This is a genomic window from Devosia sp. J2-20 (assembly GCF_055808475.1).
On the sequence record NZ_CM147870.1, the window covers coordinates 798,542 to 816,882 of the forward strand.

An 18,341-nucleotide genomic window follows, 5' to 3' on the forward strand; every position below is an offset into this window, starting at 1 on the left:
CCTTTTTCCTATTCATCGCCTGGTGATCAGGCTGATGTCAGCTCGTCGGCTGCGGACTTGCCCGTCCGCTTGTCCTTGACGATTTCGTAGTTCACCTTCTGGCCTTCATCCAGGCCGTTCAAACCAGAACGTTGCACAGCCGAGATGTGGACGAACACGTCCGCCCCGCCTTCGTCCGGTTGAATGAAGCCATAGCCTTTTTGGCCGTTGAACCACTTTACGGTGCCAGTTGCCATGATGCGCGTTCCCTCGTGCAGTCTGCTGTAGGCGGGTTCGTCCACTATTGGCCGAGACCCTTAGTGATATCGAGTATCGGAAATTGACGTCAGCAGAGGCGAATGAGACTTCGCGTAATCAGATCAGTCGGCCGCAATATTCGATGCTCGGGAGCTTAGCGCCAAAATATGGTCTGTTCAATATCTGTATAGGTATGACAAATAGCCCGGCGGGAACACTGTTCTCGTCAGGTGGGTGCGGCGTATCGTCAAGTATTTGCACCAAATTTTCGCAATCTGGTGCTGGTGCGCTATGGGTTAGGCATCCGGTCTGACGGGACGCTTTTCCTTGGCACCGTGTCACGACCCAGCATCGTCGCGCTGAACCTGACGCCTGATGATAGCGGAAAAGGGAGACGCTGGAACGTTGAACTCAAAGCCGCGGGTGGCGTTGCGGTGATCGGGCCGCTTGCATTTCTGACGAAATGGGCGCAAATCCCCGCGCGCCGGGCGATTTGGGCCGGTAACCCTTCAGAGATCACATCGTCTTGACCAAGACGTCTTATTCTTCTGGCGATGCCATCGCCGATCGCCGTGCTGGCTATGCACGCATGCTGGCCGAAGATGGCGAGCTTGCGGCCGCCGCAGAGGTTATGCAGCAGGCTCTCGAACTGGCGCCGAACTGGGCCGCCGGATGGGATGTTCTCGGCGATTACTTTGACCGGCTGGGACGAACCGCGGAGGCTATATCGGCGTGGCGCCATCTGGAGGCGCTCGACGATAGTGGCCAGTTTGGCGCCCGTCTGAAGCTTGCGGTGCATGGCGCCGGGCCGGCTGGCGAAGGGACGGCGATCAGCTATGTCGAGGCGTTGTTTGATCAGTATGCACCCAAATTCGAGAAGTCGTTGGTTGGCAAGCTGGGCTATCGCGTGCCTGAAATGCTTGATGCACTTGTTGTCCAGGAGATGGCGCGGCTGGGCATTGCCCGGTTTGAGCGCGGTCTTGATCTTGGGTGTGGCACCGGCCTGATGGGGCAGAAGCTCCGTGACAAGGTGGGGTATCTTGAAGGCATCGATATTTCGGCGGCCATGATCGCCGAAACGGCTCGCAAGAAAATCTACGACAATCTCGACAAGGCCGAGCTCGTAGCAGCGCTCAGTGCGCGCCAGGCCGAGTCCGATCTGGTGACTGCGGCAGACGTTTTCATCTATTGCGGGGCACTTGAGCCGGTTCTGGCCGCGCTGGTGCCCGCCCTGTTGCCGGGTGGGCTGGTTGCATTCTCCCTGGAAGCCCATGATGGCGACGAAGCCGTGTTTCTGCGGCCATCGCTGCGCTACGCACATGGCGTGGCCGCAACCCAGACAGCAGTCATAGCTTCAGGACTGCAATTGTTGCGGTTCGAGACAGTGGTGTTGCGCATGGATCGAGGTGCACCGATCAACGGCATGCTTGTCGTGGCGCGCAAGCCTGAAGTCGTGGCATTGGCGGCCAATGACGGCGCAGGTAATGACGGCGATGTCGCAGCCTAGACGGTAGGCAGGGGTGGGCGGATGCCGCTAAGCTGGCGGTATGCTCAACTGGAACCTGCCATGACTTCGATCCGCTTTGATTTTCGCTCCGACACCGTGACCAGACCATCGGCGGCCATGCGCCAGGCGATGGTAGAGGCCGAGGTTGGCGATGACGTGTTCGGCGATGATCCTACGGTCAAACAGCTGGAACTCCGCATGGCAGCGATGCTGGGCAAGGATGCGGCGCTGTTCGTGCCCTCGGGCACGCAATCCAATTTGCTGGCATTGATGAGCCATTGTGGCCGCGGCGACGAGTTCATCGCCGGGCAGGATGCGCATTGCTACAGACATGAAGCAGGTGGTGCTGCAGTGCTGGGCTCGATCCAGCCTCAGCCCATTGAGCATCAGGCCGACGGCACGATGAATCTGGACGCCATCGAGGCGGCGATCAAGGCCGATGACCATCACTACGCCACAACGCGGGTGATCGCGCTGGAGAACACGTTTGGTGGTAAGGTCTTGCCGGTCAGCTATATGGGGCAGGTTGCCGATATTGCCCAACGCCACGACCTGGGTCTGCATCTAGATGGCGCGCGGGCGTTCAATGCCTGTGTGGCGCTTGGCATGGATATCGCTGCGTTTGCGGCGCCGTTCGACAGTGTCTCGATCTGTCTGTCCAAGGGGCTCGGCGCGCCGGTGGGTTCAGTGTTGGTCGGGCGGCAGGACCTGATCGATACCGCACGACGGCACCGCAAGATGCTGGGTGGCGGGATGCGGCAGTCGGGCATACTGGCAGCGGCTGGACTTTATGCGCTCGATCACAATATCGACCGACTGGCCGAGGACCATCGCCGCGCACGAACGCTGGCCGCCGGGCTTGCCGCGTATCCCGCACTGACAGTTACCATGCCCGACACCAATATCGTGTTTGTCGATGCCGATGCTGCGCTTGGTCAGCGCTTTACCGCGTTTTTGGGCCGACACGGCGTCGGCATTACTGGCCTTTATGGCAATCAGCGCTGGGTGACCCATCTTGATGTTGACGATGAGGCCGTCGAGAGCGCGCTTACCCAGGTTGGGGCGTTCTTTGATGCTGAAGCGGGCAGTGCATTTGTCGGCTAGATCGGAAAAGAGTCAGGGCGTCGCTTGTGTAGCGACGCCCTGAGAATTCTAGTCGGCGAAGTAGCTCTGCAGGGAGCGCACGGTGAGATTGCCGCCCCGGAAGGCCACGATGCCTTCAACGGCCGCCAAGGCTCCGTCAATTGTGGTGTAATAAGGGATCTTGGCGAACAGGGCGGTCCGACGGATATCGCGACTGTCGCTGATCGACTTCATGCCGTCAGTGGTGTTGACCACCAGCTGTACGCCACCATTTTTCATGGAGTCCACGATGTGCGGACGGCCCTCGAGCACCTTGTTGATCTTGGTGGCGGCAATGTTGTTGTCGACCAGATAGCGCTGCGTGCCGCCGGTCGCCAGAATGGTGAAGCCGGCTTCAACGAGATGGCGCGCCATGTCGACGATCAGTTCCTTGTCGCTATCACGTACCGAAATGAAGGCCGTGCCGCTCAGAGGTACCTTGGAGCCGGCACCCATTTGCGACTTGGCGAAGGCCATGGCGAAGCTGGTGTCGAGGCCGATGACTTCACCAGTCGACTTCATTTCAGGGCCGAGTACGGTATCGACGCCGGGGAAGCGATTGAACGGGAACACGGCTTCCTTGACGGCGATATGCTTGAAGGTCTTTTCCACTAGACCAAAGCTGGCCAGGCTCTCGCCGGCCATGATGCGGCTGGCAATCTTGGCGATGGGCTGGCCGATAACCTTGGCGACGAAAGGCACGGTGCGGCTTGCGCGCGGATTGACTTCGAGCAGGTAGATGACGCCGTCCTTGAGCGCGTACTGCACATTCATCAGCCCGCCGACCTTGAGCGCGAAAGCCAGTTCGGTGGTCTGACGCTTGAGTTCGGCCATCACTTCGGGGCTCAGATGCTGCGGTGGTAGCGAGCAGGCGGAGTCGCCGGAGTGAATGCCAGCCTCTTCAATGTGCTCCATGATGCCAGCGACGAAGACGTCCTTGCCATCGCACAGGGCATCGACGTCGATTTCTGTGGCGCCGGAGAGATAGGCATCAAACAACAATGGGTTGTCGGACAGGACCGAATTGATCTGGCCGGTCTTGTCATTGGGGTAGCGCTGCAGAATGTGCGGAGGCACCAGACCCGTCAGCGTATCCTGCACATAGCGTTCGAACTCGTTGGCCGAGTGTACGATGGCCATGGCGCGGCCGCCCAGCACATAGCTGGGGCGGATCACCAGCGGGTAGCCCAGACGCTCGGCAACCAGACGCGCCTGTTCCAGGCTGTAGGCAATCCCGTTCTTGGGCTGGGTCAGTTCAAGCTTGTTGAGCAGCTTCATGAACTGGTCGCGGTCTTCGGCCAGATCGATTGCATCGGGCTGGGTGCCCAAGATCGGCACGCCGGCCTTCTGGACGGCTTCGGCCAGGTTCAGCGGGGTCTGACCGCCGAACTGAACGATCACGCCATGCAGCGTGCCGTTCTGTTTTTCTGTTTCGAGGATTTCGATGACGTCTTCTTCCGTCAGCGGCTCAAAATAGAGGCGGTCCGAAGTGTCATAGTCCGTCGAGACAGTCTCGGGATTGCAGTTGACCATGATGGTCTCATAGCCCGCATCGGCCAATGCGAAGGCGGCGTGGCAGCAGCAATAGTCGAACTCGATGCCCTGACCGATACGGTTTGGACCGCCGCCTAGGATAACCACTTTCTTGCGGTCGGTGGGGCGGGATTCATCGGCCACCGCGCCAGCGAATGGCGCTTCATAGGTCGAGTACATATAGGCTGTCGGCGAGGCGAACTCGGCAGCCGAGGTGTCGATACGTTTATAGACGGGGCGTACCGAGAGCGACTGGCGCAGCTTGCGGACATCGGAGGCCTTGAGGTTGGCCAACTGGGCCAGACGCGCATCGGAGAAGCCCATGGCCTTGAGCGAGCGCAGGTTCTCTGTGTCCTGTGGCAGGCCGAATTCGCGCACCTTGTTCTCGGTGTCGACGATGCCCTTCATCTGCTCGAGGAACCAAGGGTCGATCTTGCAGGCGTCATGGATGTCTTCAAGGCTCATACCGAGGCGCATGGCTTCGGCGACATGCAGCAGACGGTCTGGCGTCGGCGTGCCGAGCGCTGCCTTGATGGCATTCTTGTCTTCGCCTTCACCCAGGCCGGGAATGCCGATTTCGTTCAGACCGGTCAGGCCGGTTTCAAGCGAGCGCAGCGCCTTTTGCAGGCTCTCCTGGAAGGTGCGGCCGATGGCCATGGCCTCGCCCACCGACTTCATGGCGGTGGTCAGGCGGTTGTCGGCGCCAGGGAATTTTTCGAAGGCAAAACGCGGGATCTTGACCACGACATAGTCGATCGATGGCTCGAACGAGGCGGGGGTCATGCCGCCGGTGATGTCGTTGTCCAATTCATCAAGCGTGTAACCCACGGCCAGACGCGCAGCCACCTTGGCGATGGGGAAGCCGGTGGCTTTGGACGCCAGAGCCGAGGAGCGCGACACGCGCGGGTTCATCTCGATCACCACCATGCGGCCATCGGCCGGGTTGATGCCGAACTGCACATTTGAGCCGCCGGTCTCGACGCCGATCTCGCGCAGCACAGCCAGGCTGGCATCGCGCATGATCTGGTATTCCTTGTCAGTCAGCGTCAGGGCGGGCGCGACAGTGATGGAGTCACCGGTGTGAACGCCCATGGGATCGATGTTCTCGATCGAGCAGATGATGATGCAGTTGTCGTTCTTGTCGCGAACGACCTCCATTTCGTACTCTTTCCAGCCGAGTACGCTTTCCTCAACCAGAACCTCATTGGTCGGCGAGGCATCAATGCCGCTCTCGCAGATATTGAGGTATTCTTCGCGGTTATAGGCGATGCCGCCACCGGTGCCGCCCAAGGTAAAGCTGGGGCGAATAATGCAAGGCAGGCCGATCACTTCGAGGGCCTGAAGGGCCTCGATGGTATTGTGTGCGAGCATGGAGCGAGGTGTTTCGAGCCCGATCTTCTTCATGGCGTCGCGGAACAGTTCGCGGTCTTCGGCCTTGTCGATGGCCTCGGCAGTCGCGCCGATCATCTCGACATTGTACTTCTCGAGGATGCCCATCTTGCGCAGCGAGAGCGCGCAGTTCAGTGCGGTCTGACCGCCCATGGTGGGCAGCAGCGCGTCGGGGCGCTCCTTCTCGATGATCTTGGCGACCACTTCGGGGGTGATCGGTTCCATATAGGTGGCGTCGGCCAGATCGGGGTCGGTCATGATCGTGGCCGGATTGGAGTTCACCAGAATGATCCGGTAGCCCTCTTCCTTGAGCGCCTTGCACGCCTGAGTGCCCGAATAGTCGAACTCACATGCCTGACCAATAATGATCGGACCCGCACCGATAATGAGGATCGATTTGATGTCGGTACGTTTTGGCATGGTGCTCGCTCGGCTCTAGGACGCAGGGGCCGGGCGAGGCAGAATCACCCGGGCTCAGGCCACCCGCACCACTTGGGCACAACAACTTGACGTTGCGACGCATGGGGAAGGCTTGGACGGGGTGGTTAAGTGGGCTGTCTAATGGAGATGACCAAGAAAGGGAAGGGGGCGCGGCGATTGAATGGGGAAGGTTTGCTTATCGCGCTTGCGCGGAGCGGTTCGGCGTAGCCATGCCCGGCCCTGGCGCGGCATCATGCTCACCCCAGCATCTCCACCAAGACATCGAACACCAGGCGGATCCTGCGGCTGGTATGGAGTTCGCGATGAGTGGTGAGCCAGATGGGCGCGGGGATCGGGGTGAAGGTGGGGAGGACCATTTCGACATCAGGCGTGCGGTCAGCGATCATCTTGCCCATCAGGCCGATACCCAGACCCTCACGCACCAATTGCCAGGCGATGGCGGCACTACTGGTTTGCCAGCCAAAATTGTCGCTGGTCACCGGCAGGCCGCGCGCGGTGAGTTCGGGGAGCAGGTCCCCCGCATTGGCAAAGCCAATGAAGCGGGCGTCTCGCACATCGGCAAAGTCAGTGGGACGCCCATAGCGGTCGAGATAGCTCGTGGCTGCGTATAGATGGGCGCTGAAATCAGGGCATTGGTGCGAGATCAGTTCGGGCTGGGCGGGCGCGACATGGCGAATGGCGATATCAGCTTCACGGCGCATCAGGTCGCTGATCGAGTTCGACGCGACGATTTCGATTTGCAGCTTGGGCGCGAGTTTTTGCAAGCGCTTGAACACGTCGGGCAGCACATAGGTGGCAATTACGTCCATGGCGGCGATGCGCACAAGGCCATCGACCGACTGAGACTGCCCCGAAGCGGCCAGTGACAGGCCATGCGCTGCCTGCCCCATGGCCTGGACCGATACCAGCAGTTCCTGTCCGGCCCCTGTCAGGGAAAGCGATCGGCCGATCCGTTCGAACAGCAGTACCCCCAGATCGGCTTCCAAGGCGGCAACCTGACGGCTCAATGTCGGCTGGGTCAGGCCGAGCGTGCGGGCGGCAGCGGACAGCGAACCTTGTTCAACCGTGGTCAAAAAGGCGCGAATATGATTCCAGTCCGGCATCGGCATTGGGTCGTTCATGCATGAATGTATAAGCCGGCTGCAAATTTTGGCAATTCACCGCATTCTGCGAATATGCGAGCTTGCCGATGGTCAGCGTCAAAGCGAGTGGAGTGGTTATGGGTGATCCTAGTCGGTTCTGGAACAAAATGGCCGAGCGCTATGCGCGTCAGCCCATCGGCGACGAAGCGGCCTATCAGCACAAACTCAAAACTACGCAGCGCTACTTTCATTCAGAGATGGTGCTGATGGAGTTTGGCTGCGGCACGGGCAGTACGGCCATAACGCACGCACCATTGGTCAAGCATGTCAGGGCCACCGATTTCTCTGAAGCAATGATTGCCATTGCGCAGGACAAGGCTGTCGCTGCGGGCGTTAGCAATATCGACTTCGAGGTAGCCGCCATTGATACAATGCCTGTTGTCCCCGAGGCCTATGACATGGTGCTGGGGCTGAGCATCCTGCATTTGCTGGAAGATCGGGATGCCGCGCTCAACAAGGTGTTTGCCATGCTCAAACCCGGCGGGCTGTTCGTGTCGAGCACAGTCTGTATCGGCGACACCATGGCGTTCTTCAAGTTTGTCGGGCCGATCGGCAAGGCGATGGGACTACTGCCGCATCTGGATGTGATGACCAAGGTCGACTTGATCGAGAGCCAGCATCGCGCTGGATTCATCATCGAGGAGGAATACCAGCCCGGCAAGAGCAAAGCGGTGTTCCTGGTGGCGCGCAAGCTTGGCTAGAGAGTTCGCGATACGACCTTTGGTCTGATTGAACAAGCACCCGTTCCGGGACTACGCAATAGCGAAATCAACGCCATGGACACCGCTGCCATTCTGGTTGGGCGGGGATCTGCTACATCAACGAAAAATGGGAGTGACCATAACAGTTTGGCGATCTGCAACGAATACACCGGCTGTTAAGCATACAGCGCCGATAGTGCGACTGGCGGAGTCACTTTTGGGCTCCAAGACAGATGTCGCGGGTTTGTCGGGCGATTTCAGCGGCGTTGGCTGAAGTGGCTATTGATGAATTATCAAAGCGGAAGTTCGGTGCATGCGCCTCATTATTGGTATCATTGTTGTCTTTGGTTGCGTTTTCGGTGGTTACGCGGCGCTGGGCGGACATCTTGAAGTCCTGTGGCAGCCTTGGGAATTCGTAATCATTCTTGGTGCTGCCATCGGGGCATTCATCATCGGCAATACCGGCCCGATCATCAAGGGCACCATGGGCGCCATGGGCACGTTGATCAAAGGCTCCAAGTACAACAAGGCGGCGTATGTCGAGCTGCTGGGCATGCAGTTCGCGCTCTACAAGCTGGTGCAGGCCAAGGGCATTCTGGCGCTTGAGCCGCATATCGAAAACCCGCATGAGTCAACGCTGTTCGCCCGGTTCCCAACCTTTGCCGGCAACCATCACGCAGTGGAATTCGTCTGCGATTACCTGCGTATGGTGACGCTGGGCTCCAACAATGTGCACGAGATGGAAGCATTGATGGATGAGGAACTCGAAACCCATCATCAGGAACAGCACCGATTGATCGGCGCTGTTCAGGCACTGGCCGACGGTACCCCCGCTCTCGGCATCGTGGCCGCTGTGCTTGGCGTGATCAAGACCATGGGCTCCATCGCCGAGCCCCCCGAAGTGCTGGGTCACATGATTGGTGGCGCTCTGGTGGGTACGTTCTTTGGCGTGTTCGTGGCCTATGGTTTTTTTGGTCCGATGGCTCAGTCGCTGAAGAATATCTACGAGTCTGAATCGAAATACTTCCTGTCGCTGAAGGCCGGTATGCTGGCCCACATTTCCGGGCAGGTGCCCGTGATGGCTGTGGAGTTCGCCCGCAAGGCACTGATGTCCGAGGATCGGCCCAGCTTTGCCGAGATCGACGAAGTCGTCTCCAACATGCCTGCGGCAACCTAAGTCTGAGAGCGTTCCAGAATCATGGCCGGTTACGATCAGCCCATCATCATCAAGAAGGTCAAGAAGGCCGCCCATGGTCACCATGGTGGCGCCTGGAAGATTGCCTATGCCGACTTTGTGACGGCGATGATGGCCTTCTTCCTGTTGCTCTGGCTGATCAGCATGACCACGCCCGAGCAAAAAGAGGGCCTGGCTGACTATTTCGCACCGGCCAATGTGTCGCTGTCGACCAGCGGGTCGGGCGGCATGATGGGTGGCACGGCACTGGATACCAGCGGTGCCAAGATGGCCGGTTCGGCCATTGAGGGCATGCGTGATGTGACCATCGCGCCGGAAGCACAAAGCCATGGCGCGCCCAGCTCGGATAATGGTGGGCGCGATGGCGTTCAGGGCGATGAAGCAGCTCTGGATGGCAAGGCCAATGCCGAGCTCAAGGCCGAGAATGAACGTGAGTTCCACAGTGCCGCTGCCAGTATTCGGCAGGCCTGGCAGGAGCTGCCTGATATCACCAATGTTCAGGACAATCTGCTGCTCGAAATTGACGAAGAAGGCTTGAACATCCAGATCGTAGATCAGTCCGGTCGTCCAATGTTCCCCGAGGGCTCGAAATATCCGACCGAGGAGGCGCGGCAGGCCATTGCTGCACTCGGTCCCATCCTGCAGAAACTGTCTAACCAGATCACCATTTCGGGCCACACCGCCGCCGGTGGGACCTATAGTAATCCCCGATACAGCGCGTGGGAGCTATCGAGTGACCGGGCCAATGTGGTGCGGGCATTGCTGGGTGAGTTCGGCCTGTCTGATGATCGCATCAACGCAGTCACTGGCAAGTCGACAGCAGACCCGTTTTTCCCCAATGACCCTTATCAGGCTGCCAATGAGCGCATCAAGATAACCGTGCTCAACGAACCGCCGCCAGTGCCCAGCAATATGGGCTTTTAGGCGCCACTATTCTTCAGGTTCGGTGGTGAACAGCAGGGGGAAGCCCTGACTGCGGGCGAGTTCGGTTGCCCGGTTGGCCTTCTCTTCGGCGATCTCTTTTGTGAACACTGCCACTACGCACGCCCCCTTGGTATGTGCGGTCAGCATAATGACGGCCGCCTGGGCTTCGGGCACACGGAATTCAGCCTTGAGCAGGCGCACCACAAACTCGCGTGGTGTGAAATCGTCATTGACCAAAATGACCTTGTGCAAAGGCGGCTCTGCGGTCTTGGGAACGCTTTTGGTGCGAGGCTTGGTACCAGTCTCAGCCATGTGCTCTCCTCGAGGTGGCGCCGGTCCTGCGTATCGGTTGTGGAACGCGAGGCCATGATGGGCCGTTGTGCATGTAGCGTCAAAAGGAGGCATGTTCATGCTCAAACTTCTCATCTTGCTCATCATCATCGCCGCAGTGTCGGGCCTGCTCGGGTTTTCCGGCCTGGCAGCGGGTGCAGCTTTTCTGGCCAAGATCGTCTTTGGCATCATGCTTGTCGGTATCGTCATTGTGCTGGCAATGGCCTTTCTGGGGCTCGCAGCGCTCAGCTAGAGCTTTAGCTTGAAGCCTTCATGCGTCGCCACAAAGCCCAATCTGGCGTAGAAGCGGTGGGCGTCCGACCGGACCTTGTTTGAGGTAAGCTGGACGCTGCCGCAGCCAGCTTGGCGGCATTGGGCAATTGCCCACTCCACCATGGCCTTGCCATATCCGCTGCCCCTGTGGTCGGCACGGACGTGTACGTTTTCCAGCATTCCGCGCTTCATGCCCAAATTGGGCAAGCCGGGGATGTAGCTGATCTGCAGCGTACCGATGGTCTCACCATCAATTTCAGCCACGATCAGCCGATGACTGGGGTCTGCGGTGATTTCGTCGAATGCGGATCGATAGCGCGGGTCGCTGAAAGTGGTAGGGTGCAAAGGCGGTGTGTTGGGGCCGCGCGCGTCACCAGCGTGGCTGAGCGTCAGCATCACTGGAATATCGTCGGGCGTGGCGTCGCGAAGCTGTAACGTGCTCATGGGCATCCCAGTTGGTAAGATCAGCGCCGTTTTGGGCTGATCAGTTTCGCCAGACAGAGTACCAAAACTGCGATGAAAGCAGGGCCGAGAGCAAGCCAGGAGCCGGCAGCCAGCAGAGCGCCAGTGGCGGCCCACATGATGGAAGCAAACGCCTCGCTAAGCGTGGCTGCCCGCGACGCGACCTGTCGCCTGCGAAACATTGACCGCTTGGCGACCACGCGAAACCAAAGCTGGATGGCGGTGGCAGAACCGGCCGACAACATGGCGCATATTGCCGCAATCAGAGCCATGCGGGGCGAGGCGAAGGCTAGCAACAACAAAAGCGGGGCCAGCACCAGTGCGATGACGATCAGTACCGCCTCAATCTTTGCGATCAGCACGGTGCCTGGTGTCACGGGCGCCGTGACAACCAGATCGTGAGCGTCCTCTCCCGATATTGCGAGCCAGGCCAGACCTCCGGCGAGTTGGCCTGAGGCCATGACCAGTACCGGGACAACCACGACGAATGCACCGGCGCTGTTGCCAAAATTCATCCAGAGCAGTAGCGCCGGCGGCACCAGATAGAGGATCTGCATCAGCGTCTGCGACATCAACCAAGGGTCGCGCTGCAACAGGCGCCATTCCTTGCGACGCAGGGTCTGACGCGTGGTGGCAGGCTTGAAGCTACGGCGCGATGGTCGGCGCTGGCTCCGTATGTGGCTGAGACCCGCTGCCGAAATGGCGTGATGGCCATAGCTCGAGGCCGTCAGGACGATCATCATGATGAGCGCACCAACACCAACAGCGAGCAAGGTGGTCAGCGAAAGCGGATCGCCAAGCAAGGCATGCGCAGGCAGCCAGAATGGACTGTCGGCTGCGGGCGCTGCTGCAATGAGTTCTGCGGACTGCAGCAGGGTAAAGCGGGACATGTTGCCATAATAAATAATGGCGGCTGCCTGGACGCCGATGACAAAGCCTGCGCCAACGACAGCGGCCACGATCTGGGCAATCAGGCGGGTCCGCTTGGGGCCAACAAACTGGAACAATGCCATGGTTATCGCCAGCGAGATCGCCGTTGCCAAAGCACCCAGAGCCGCGACGACCGCATAGGCGGCCAGCCAATGAGCGCCGTCGAGAATGGCCAGCATGTTGATCAACGGGCTGGCGAGCATGCCGGTCAGCGCCATGGTTGTCAGCGCGACCGCAGCGGTGCGTATGGTGAAGAGGCGTTGGGAAGAGGCGGGCGAGGAGAGGATCAGATCCAGATCCGATCGCGCGTAATAGACGCGAGTGATCGATTCCAACGCTTGGGAGAGCATCACCGTCCAGAACAGCAGCCCAGTTCCCGTGACCAGGACTAGCGTGCTCTTGTCGAGCACAATGCCGGTTTTCACCCAAGGCGCGACCAGGCCGAAGGCCAGCAGATGCAGCAGGAGCATGACGATAACTAGAAAAATGGCAAGACCGATGCCGCGGGCGCGGCGTCCGCCGGTCATCATGGCGTGCCACTCGCGCCATGCAAGAGTGAGCTCGTGGCGGGCAAACCATGGCAGGGAAGCGGGCGCCATGGTCATGCGGCGGCGCTACCTTGGGCGACCAAGTCGAGAAAGATATCTTCGAGACTGGACTCACGACCAATGCGGGTGCGCAGTTCGGCCAGTGTTCCTTCAGCGATCAGTTTGCCATTGGTGATGACGCCGATGCGTTCGGCCATGCGTTCGGCGACTTCAAGGATGTGGGTGGTCATGATGACGGTAATGCCGTCGCGAACCTTGCCGAGCAGCACGTCCTTGACCTGACGGGCCGAGCCGGCGTCGAGACCAGTCAGCGGTTCGTCCAGAATTATCAGCTTGGGGTCGTGCACCAGCGCTCCGGCCAGGGCGACCTTTTGCATCATGCCTTTGGAGAAGCCGCCGCACAGCTCGTTCGCATGAGGGCGCAAGCCGAGCCAATCGATCAGCTCATCGGCCTTGGTGCGGGCTGTAGTAGCGTCGATCTGCCAGAGGCCGGCGACGAATTCGAGGTATTCCAGCGGGGTGAGCCGGTCATAGACCATGGGCTCGTCGGACACCCATGCGACGATGCGTTTGGCGGCAATCGGATCCTGCAGGGTGTTGATACCAAAGATCTCGATTTCGCCAGCATCGGGCTGCAGCAGCCCCGCAACCATGCGCAGAATAGTGGTCTTGCCGGCCCCATTGGGTCCGAGCAGGGCGTAGAACTCCCCGGCGCGGACGGTCAGGTCCAGTGCATTGACGACGGGGCGGTCAAAGCTCTTGGTCAGGCTGGTGATGGCAAGGGCAGGGGCGGTCATCAAGGGTATCCGGCTGGGTTGGCCCGAGCCTAGTCCCAAAGCCCTTTCACCGTGGTGAATCCCAAAAGCCAAAACGCGAAGTTTTGTACAGGTCAGCGGTGCGGCGGAACCGCATGGGGGCACCAGCCGTTGTTATGGCAATCAAAAATGGAGATTTGCTCATGGCACCGGTTGAACGAGAGACAGTGGTTGTGAACCGTGGCGGCGGTGGTGGGGCGATCATCGCTATCGTCCTTGCCCTGCTGATCATCGTGGGCGGGTACTTCCTGTTCTTCAACGGAAATGGTGGCAGTGGCTCGGTCGATGTCGACGTGCCAGCCGTCAATGTCGATGTGGTACCAGACGGGCAGTAAGCCCGGGCCCATCCTCGCGATCAAGAGCGCTCTCTGAGGAGGGCGCTCTTTTGTTTTAGGCAAGGCGATCAACGAATTGGCGCGGTGGTTGGGCTGCTTCAGCGCCGGATCTATCGGTCCGTTGCGCCAGTGTGCCACCGAAGCGCACGGCTTCGTCCTCAATTGGCGCAACACCTTTTGGCGCTCGAGGGTCGATGAATTTCCTGGCGTCCGCCATGCTGCCTCGCGAAGACTTCTCCAGTCTATTCGCACCGCCAGCATCAGACGTTACTGCTGCCGGGTCGACGACCCGACAGCGGTAGATTTATGGTTAGTCAAAAGTTTAGAAGACGGTCAGTCTGACGTCGATATTGCCGCGTGTGGCATTGGAATAGGGGCAAACCTGATGGGCCTTCTCGACCAGTGCAACTGCCGCATCGTGCTCGACGCCCGGCAAGGTGATCTTGAGTTCAACGGCGATACCATAACCCACACCTTCAGCCAGTTCGCCGAAGTCGACAGCCGCATCGATGCTGGTCTCGTCGGCGATCTTGACCTTTTCGCCTCGGGCGACGGCCTTCAATGCGCCCAGGAAGCAGGCGGAATAACCTGCGGCAAAGAGCTGCTCCGGATTGGTGCCGGGTCCGCCATTCCCGCCCATTTCCTTAGGCGTGTCGAGGGTGACAGAAAGGCGCTCGTCATTGGTCCTGCTCGTGCCCGTGCGGCCGCCCGTGGAGGTGGCGTGAGCGGTATAGATGGCAGACTTGATCATGGGATGGCTTCCTTTGTAGGTGAAATCAGTCCCGTTTAGATAGTGTGCAATTTAATTGTGCGCAATAGATAAATTCGTGCTAGTTTGAAACTGTGTTCAACCGGTGATCCCCATGGCGCTTCAGCAAGACCCCCTCAAACTCGATTCCATGCTGTGCTTTGCCGTTTACGCGGCAGGGCATGCATTTACGCGTTTTTACAAACCGCGGCTGGATGGGCTAGGGCTGACCTATCCGCAATATCTGGTGTTCCTGGTACTCTGGGAAGCGGATGGTCTCACGGTCAAAGGGCTCGGGGATAAGTTGTTCCTGGATTCAGGGACGATCACGCCACTGGTCAAACGCCTTGAGGGGCGTGGCTTGGTGCGGCGAGAGCGCGATGAGAACGACGAGCGGCAGGTGCGTGTGTTTCTGACCACCGAAGGCCGGGCACTGCGCGAGAAGGCTCTGGCCATTCCGCTGGCAGTCGGGGCGGCGCTGGATGGCGAGCGCGAGGCCATTGATACGCTCCGCGACGGACTGCATCGCTTGCGGGAACGTCTTGACGGTGATCTGGGCGTCTAGCGCAGGCCGACGGGGTCGACCATGCCGGAGGAGCAGCCGCCAGATGCGGGGCTCGCGGCCGCGAGCAGGGCTGACAGGTCATCGGGCCCATTGATCGTGCCTGTCAGAGCAATGGTAAGTTCGGTGATGATGGTGCGGTTGCCGTCAGCTGCGCAGTCCATGCTGACACGCTCGCCAGAGCCGGGACCAAAGGCCTGATCGAAAGCGGTGCGGATCTGGCGCAAGGTGACCTTCTTGCCGATATTGGCCGCGAAAAGCTCGGCAACCGCAGAAGTGTTGATGGCCAGGAGCAGATCGAGGGAGTCGGCGAAGTATTCTTCCTGCGAGGTGCCATAGCAGGTGCCGTGCTTGGTCCATTCGTGGCGGTCCAGCGCGGACATGGTGCCGGGCATTGCCGTGTCGAGATCGCGGCGAAGTCCATCGCTCAGGGGGATGGCGGGGAGGTCGCGCCAGCGGCCGTTCTGGCTGGCCCATTGATCGTCGTGCGAGACATCACAGTACTCGTTGTTGCGCGGCTGGGGCCACAGACCGTGCAGGGTGAAGTGAGTTGCTTCAAAACTGTCTGTGGTCTGGCTCCCGCATTCGGGTTTGCCCGAACTGATTTCGCAGAAGGCAGGTTGCCAGTTGATGGCCAGCACATATTGCGTACCGCGATAGGCCGGGGCGGTGGTGCCAGCGGTGTGCCCGGTTGCCTGACTGCCCGCAGCGCCTGAGCGACTGCCACACTCGATCGCGACCCAGCGCTGCTTGGGCTGCGCGTCGGGCACGATGATCCAGTAATGCGTGGCGCGGTCTGCATTGGCGGCGAGTAGTTCGTAGGCGTTGCCGGGGTGGGTGAGGATATTGCCCGGATTGGTCTGTTTGCGGATCGACTGCAGCGCGGGGCAGGCCTGGCTGGCAGTGAAGGTGCCGGTCAGGGGCACTTCGGCGCGTGCAGGTGTCACCAACAGCGTCAGCAATACCAACAGCAGCAAGCGGGCCATATGTTGTCTCCGTCAAAAGCAATGAGGGAGCCATAGCGGCCCCCTCACCAAATTGCCATGCGTCAGGCCCTAAAGGGTGATGCGGTACAGCCCGAAGCCGTCCTGGTTGGTTTCGCCCGTGGCCTCAATCTTGATGGCGCTGACGTCGTCAACCAGATCGGCCGCCTTGGGTCCGGTAGCAAACAGCACCGTGGTGCCGTCCATCGGGGCGAGCGACCAATTGCTGTCGGCCTTTGGATTGATTGTGCCTTTTTCGACGATGTAGCGGACGATGATGTCACGATTGGTGTCTGGGCCCTTGAAGACAATCACATCTTGGCCGATGCCGGGGAATGTGCCGCCGCCACCGGCGCGATAATTATTGGTCGCGACGACAAACTTGGCGGCCGGATCGATGGGCTTTCCATCAAACATCAGGTCGACAATGCGGCTGGCGTCGGGATTGGGCTCTTCCTTCCCATCCGGCGAAAAGCGCGATGGTTGGCTCAGATCGATCTTGTAGGTGACGCCGTCGATCACATCGAAATTGTAGGACGGGAAGTCGTTGTTGATCAGCTCGGCATCAACCGCGCCGGGCTCGATCTGATTGAAGATGCCGGCCGAACGCTCCAGCCAGTTCTTGACGTCAGCACCGGTAATGACCACGGCCTGAATGGTGTTGGGGTACAGGTAGAGATCGGCCACATTCTTGATGGCCACCGGACCGACCGGAACGTCGGTGTAGTAGTCCGGACCACCACGACCACCAGCCTTGAAGGGGGCTGCGGCCGAGAGGATGGGCAGCCCTTCCCACTCGGTGCCCTTCATCATCTGGGTGATGTACCAGGTCTGCGCCTGGCTGACGATCTGCACCGACGGATCATCGGCAACCAGCGCGAAGTAGGAGAAGAGCGGGGCGGCGGTTTCTCCGACGGCGCGGCGGATATAGTCGAGGGTTTCGGTGTGCTCGGCTTCCGCGGCGGCCACGACCTCGGCATCGTCCTCGACCAGTGGATTGACCTTGCCATCGATCCGCTCGGAAATTGGACGCGCCTCGGAGGTGTGCGAGACAATGACCCATTTGCCGTCGGCATCCTGCTCAAGCAGCAGATCGATCAGACCCATATGGCTGCCCCAGAAGCCGGCCATGACGGCAGGCTTGCCATTGAGCGTGCCCGCTTCGGTGTCGGCGCCTTCAAGGCCCTCATAATCGGGGCCGGGAAAGACGCGATGATGATGGCCGGTCAGCACAACGTCGATGCCATCAACGGCGGCCAGCTGCAGCGAGGCGTTCTCGGCGCCGGGGCCCTGATCGGCATCAATACCGGAATGTGACAGGGCGACGATGATGTCGGCACCCTCTTCGCGCATTTTGGGGATGTAGGCCTGAGCCGTCTCAATGATGTCGCGCGTATTGACCTTGCCGCTGAGATGGGTGGCGTCCCATGTCATGATCTGGGGCGGCAGGAAGCCGATCAGGCCAACCTTGATGGTCTTGGTGGCACCAGAGCCGTCGGTCAGCTCTTTATCCACGATCATATAGGGCTTGATGTAGGTATCGTCGCTGAGCGGGTCTGCGGCCAGCTCGCCGCGCACGAGATTGGCTGAAACGAAGGGGAACTGCGCGCCTTGGAGGGCCTTGTCGAGATATTCCAGACCGTAGTTGAACTCGTGATTGCCGAGCGTTGCGGCTTCATAACCTAGCGTGTTCATGGCGGCGATGACGGGGTGCACATTGCCGTCGAGGCCCTTTTCATAGGCCATGTAATCGCCCATCGGGTTGCCCTGGATGATGTCACCATTGTCGATGAGCATGGAGTTGCCAGCCTCAGCACGGATCGACTCGATGATCGATGCGGTGCGGGCCAGGCCCATCGTGTTGTTGGGGGCGTCCGCATAATAGTCATAGGCGAATACCGCGACGTGCAGGTCGGTGGTTTCAAGAATGCGCAAATGGGCCTGATTGGCCTGGGCCATGGCGGCGAAGGGGTGCATGGCGGCGAGGGCTCCTACGCTCGCCGAACCAGCGAGGAATGTGCGCCGCGAAATCTTGGGCAAGAAATTCATTGATCGTCTCCCTGAAGCGTTCACGTGATGAACTGGACATTTCGGGGGCGTAGCGCTCCCGAAAACCGGAGCAATGTCCGGCGCGTGGCGCTCCCGAAGGAGCGAGCATGCTCAT

18 protein-coding genes are annotated in these 18,341 nt (G+C 59.8%); 8 read left to right on the top strand and 10 right to left on the bottom strand.

Annotation, left to right across the window (positions count from 1 at the left end):
• Nucleotides 1-26 precede the first annotated feature (26 nt).
• Complete coding sequence (locus tag AC0L37_RS03885; protein WP_193335005.1) at nucleotides 27-236, bottom strand: cold-shock protein; 210 nt, start codon at nucleotides 234-236, stop codon at nucleotides 27-29.
• Nucleotides 237-763: 527 nt separating this feature from the next.
• On the opposite strand from AC0L37_RS03885, the gene AC0L37_RS03890 reads away from it, so the two are divergent.
• Nucleotides 764-1,744: a class I SAM-dependent DNA methyltransferase gene (locus AC0L37_RS03890; protein ID WP_282221958.1), complete on the top strand. Its 981-nt coding sequence runs from the start codon at nucleotides 764-766 to the stop codon at nucleotides 1,742-1,744.
• A 60-nt stretch (nucleotides 1,745-1,804) separates the two neighbouring features.
• The gene (gene ltaE / locus AC0L37_RS03895) at nucleotides 1,805-2,848 is read left to right on the top strand and encodes a low-specificity L-threonine aldolase (protein ID WP_282221957.1); all 1,044 of its coding nucleotides are present in this window, start codon (nucleotides 1,805-1,807) and stop codon (nucleotides 2,846-2,848) included.
• A 48-nt stretch (nucleotides 2,849-2,896) separates the two neighbouring features.
• Here ltaE and carB read toward each other — a convergent pair whose 3' ends face one another.
• A complete protein-coding gene (gene carB / locus AC0L37_RS03900; RefSeq protein ID WP_269370968.1) occupies nucleotides 2,897-6,208 on the bottom strand; it encodes a carbamoyl-phosphate synthase large subunit in 3,312 nt (1,103 codons plus the stop codon).
• Between the two features lie 257 nt (nucleotides 6,209-6,465).
• Nucleotides 6,466-7,350, bottom strand: a complete 885-nt coding sequence (locus AC0L37_RS03905; protein WP_282221956.1) for a LysR family transcriptional regulator — start codon at nucleotides 7,348-7,350, stop codon at nucleotides 6,466-6,468.
• A 98-nt stretch (nucleotides 7,351-7,448) separates the two neighbouring features.
• On the opposite strand from AC0L37_RS03905, the gene AC0L37_RS03910 reads away from it, so the two are divergent.
• The 3 genes from AC0L37_RS03910 to AC0L37_RS03920 all read left to right on the top strand — a co-directional run bounded on the left by AC0L37_RS03910 (nucleotide 7,449) and on the right by AC0L37_RS03920 (nucleotide 10,191).
• Nucleotides 7,449-8,072 (top strand): class I SAM-dependent methyltransferase, encoded by a 624-nt coding sequence (locus AC0L37_RS03910; protein WP_282221955.1) that lies wholly within the window; start codon nucleotides 7,449-7,451, stop codon nucleotides 8,070-8,072.
• Between the two features lie 313 nt (nucleotides 8,073-8,385).
• Nucleotides 8,386-9,249: a flagellar motor stator protein MotA gene (gene motA / locus AC0L37_RS03915; protein WP_212657136.1), complete on the top strand. Its 864-nt coding sequence runs from the start codon at nucleotides 8,386-8,388 to the stop codon at nucleotides 9,247-9,249.
• A gap of 21 nt (nucleotides 9,250-9,270) precedes the next feature.
• Entirely contained in the window at nucleotides 9,271-10,191 is a 921-nt protein-coding gene (locus AC0L37_RS03920; RefSeq protein ID WP_282221954.1) for a flagellar motor protein MotB, read from the top strand.
• 6 nt (nucleotides 10,192-10,197) lie between these two features.
• Here the strand turns inward: AC0L37_RS03920 and clpS are convergent, their stop codons facing one another.
• Nucleotides 10,198-10,503 (bottom strand): ATP-dependent Clp protease adapter ClpS, encoded by a 306-nt coding sequence (gene clpS / locus AC0L37_RS03925; RefSeq protein WP_282221953.1) that lies wholly within the window; start codon nucleotides 10,501-10,503, stop codon nucleotides 10,198-10,200.
• 97 nt (nucleotides 10,504-10,600) lie between these two features.
• Between clpS and AC0L37_RS03930 the strand changes: the two genes are divergently transcribed.
• A complete protein-coding gene (locus tag AC0L37_RS03930) occupies nucleotides 10,601-10,774 on the top strand; it encodes a DUF1328 family protein (protein WP_212657139.1) in 174 nt (57 codons plus the stop codon).
• Here AC0L37_RS03930 and AC0L37_RS03935 read toward each other — a convergent pair.
• From AC0L37_RS03935 to AC0L37_RS03945, 3 genes are read right to left on the bottom strand one after another with little or no spacing between them, the layout of a single operon-like run.
• Nucleotides 10,771-11,238 (bottom strand): GNAT family N-acetyltransferase, encoded by a 468-nt coding sequence (locus AC0L37_RS03935; protein WP_282221952.1) that lies wholly within the window; start codon nucleotides 11,236-11,238, stop codon nucleotides 10,771-10,773. The two genes, AC0L37_RS03930 and AC0L37_RS03935, sit on opposite strands and share 4 nt — an antisense overlap.
• Nucleotides 11,239-11,258: 20 nt before the next feature.
• Nucleotides 11,259-12,791 (bottom strand): permease, encoded by a 1,533-nt coding sequence (locus AC0L37_RS03940; RefSeq protein ID WP_282221951.1) that lies wholly within the window; start codon nucleotides 12,789-12,791, stop codon nucleotides 11,259-11,261.
• On the bottom strand, nucleotides 12,788-13,531 hold the full coding sequence (locus AC0L37_RS03945; RefSeq protein WP_282221950.1) for an ABC transporter ATP-binding protein: 744 nt from the start codon (nucleotides 13,529-13,531) through the stop codon (nucleotides 12,788-12,790). Before AC0L37_RS03945 ends, AC0L37_RS03940 begins: the two co-directional genes overlap by 4 nt.
• Nucleotides 13,532-13,692: 161 nt before the next feature.
• Between AC0L37_RS03945 and AC0L37_RS03950 the strand changes: the two genes are divergently transcribed.
• Nucleotides 13,693-13,884 (top strand): hypothetical protein, encoded by a 192-nt coding sequence (locus AC0L37_RS03950; RefSeq protein ID WP_249327559.1) that lies wholly within the window; start codon nucleotides 13,693-13,695, stop codon nucleotides 13,882-13,884.
• Nucleotides 13,885-14,206: 322 nt separating this feature from the next.
• On the opposite strand, the gene AC0L37_RS03955 is transcribed toward AC0L37_RS03950, so the two are convergent.
• Nucleotides 14,207-14,635, bottom strand: a complete 429-nt coding sequence (locus AC0L37_RS03955; RefSeq protein WP_282221949.1) for an organic hydroperoxide resistance protein — start codon at nucleotides 14,633-14,635, stop codon at nucleotides 14,207-14,209.
• Nucleotides 14,636-14,747: 112 nt separating this feature from the next.
• On the opposite strand from AC0L37_RS03955, the gene AC0L37_RS03960 reads away from it, so the two are divergent.
• Nucleotides 14,748-15,197 (top strand): MarR family winged helix-turn-helix transcriptional regulator, encoded by a 450-nt coding sequence (locus tag AC0L37_RS03960; RefSeq protein WP_212657142.1) that lies wholly within the window; start codon nucleotides 14,748-14,750, stop codon nucleotides 15,195-15,197.
• Here the strand turns inward: AC0L37_RS03960 and AC0L37_RS03965 are convergent.
• Entirely contained in the window at nucleotides 15,194-16,180 is a 987-nt protein-coding gene (locus AC0L37_RS03965; protein ID WP_282221948.1) for a ribonuclease T2 family protein, read from the bottom strand. The two genes, AC0L37_RS03960 and AC0L37_RS03965, sit on opposite strands and share 4 nt — an antisense overlap.
• A gap of 69 nt (nucleotides 16,181-16,249) precedes the next feature.
• Entirely contained in the window at nucleotides 16,250-18,226 is a 1,977-nt protein-coding gene (locus AC0L37_RS03970) for a bifunctional 2',3'-cyclic-nucleotide 2'-phosphodiesterase/3'-nucleotidase (protein ID WP_282221947.1), read from the bottom strand.
• Between the last annotated feature and the right edge of the window lie 115 nt (nucleotides 18,227-18,341).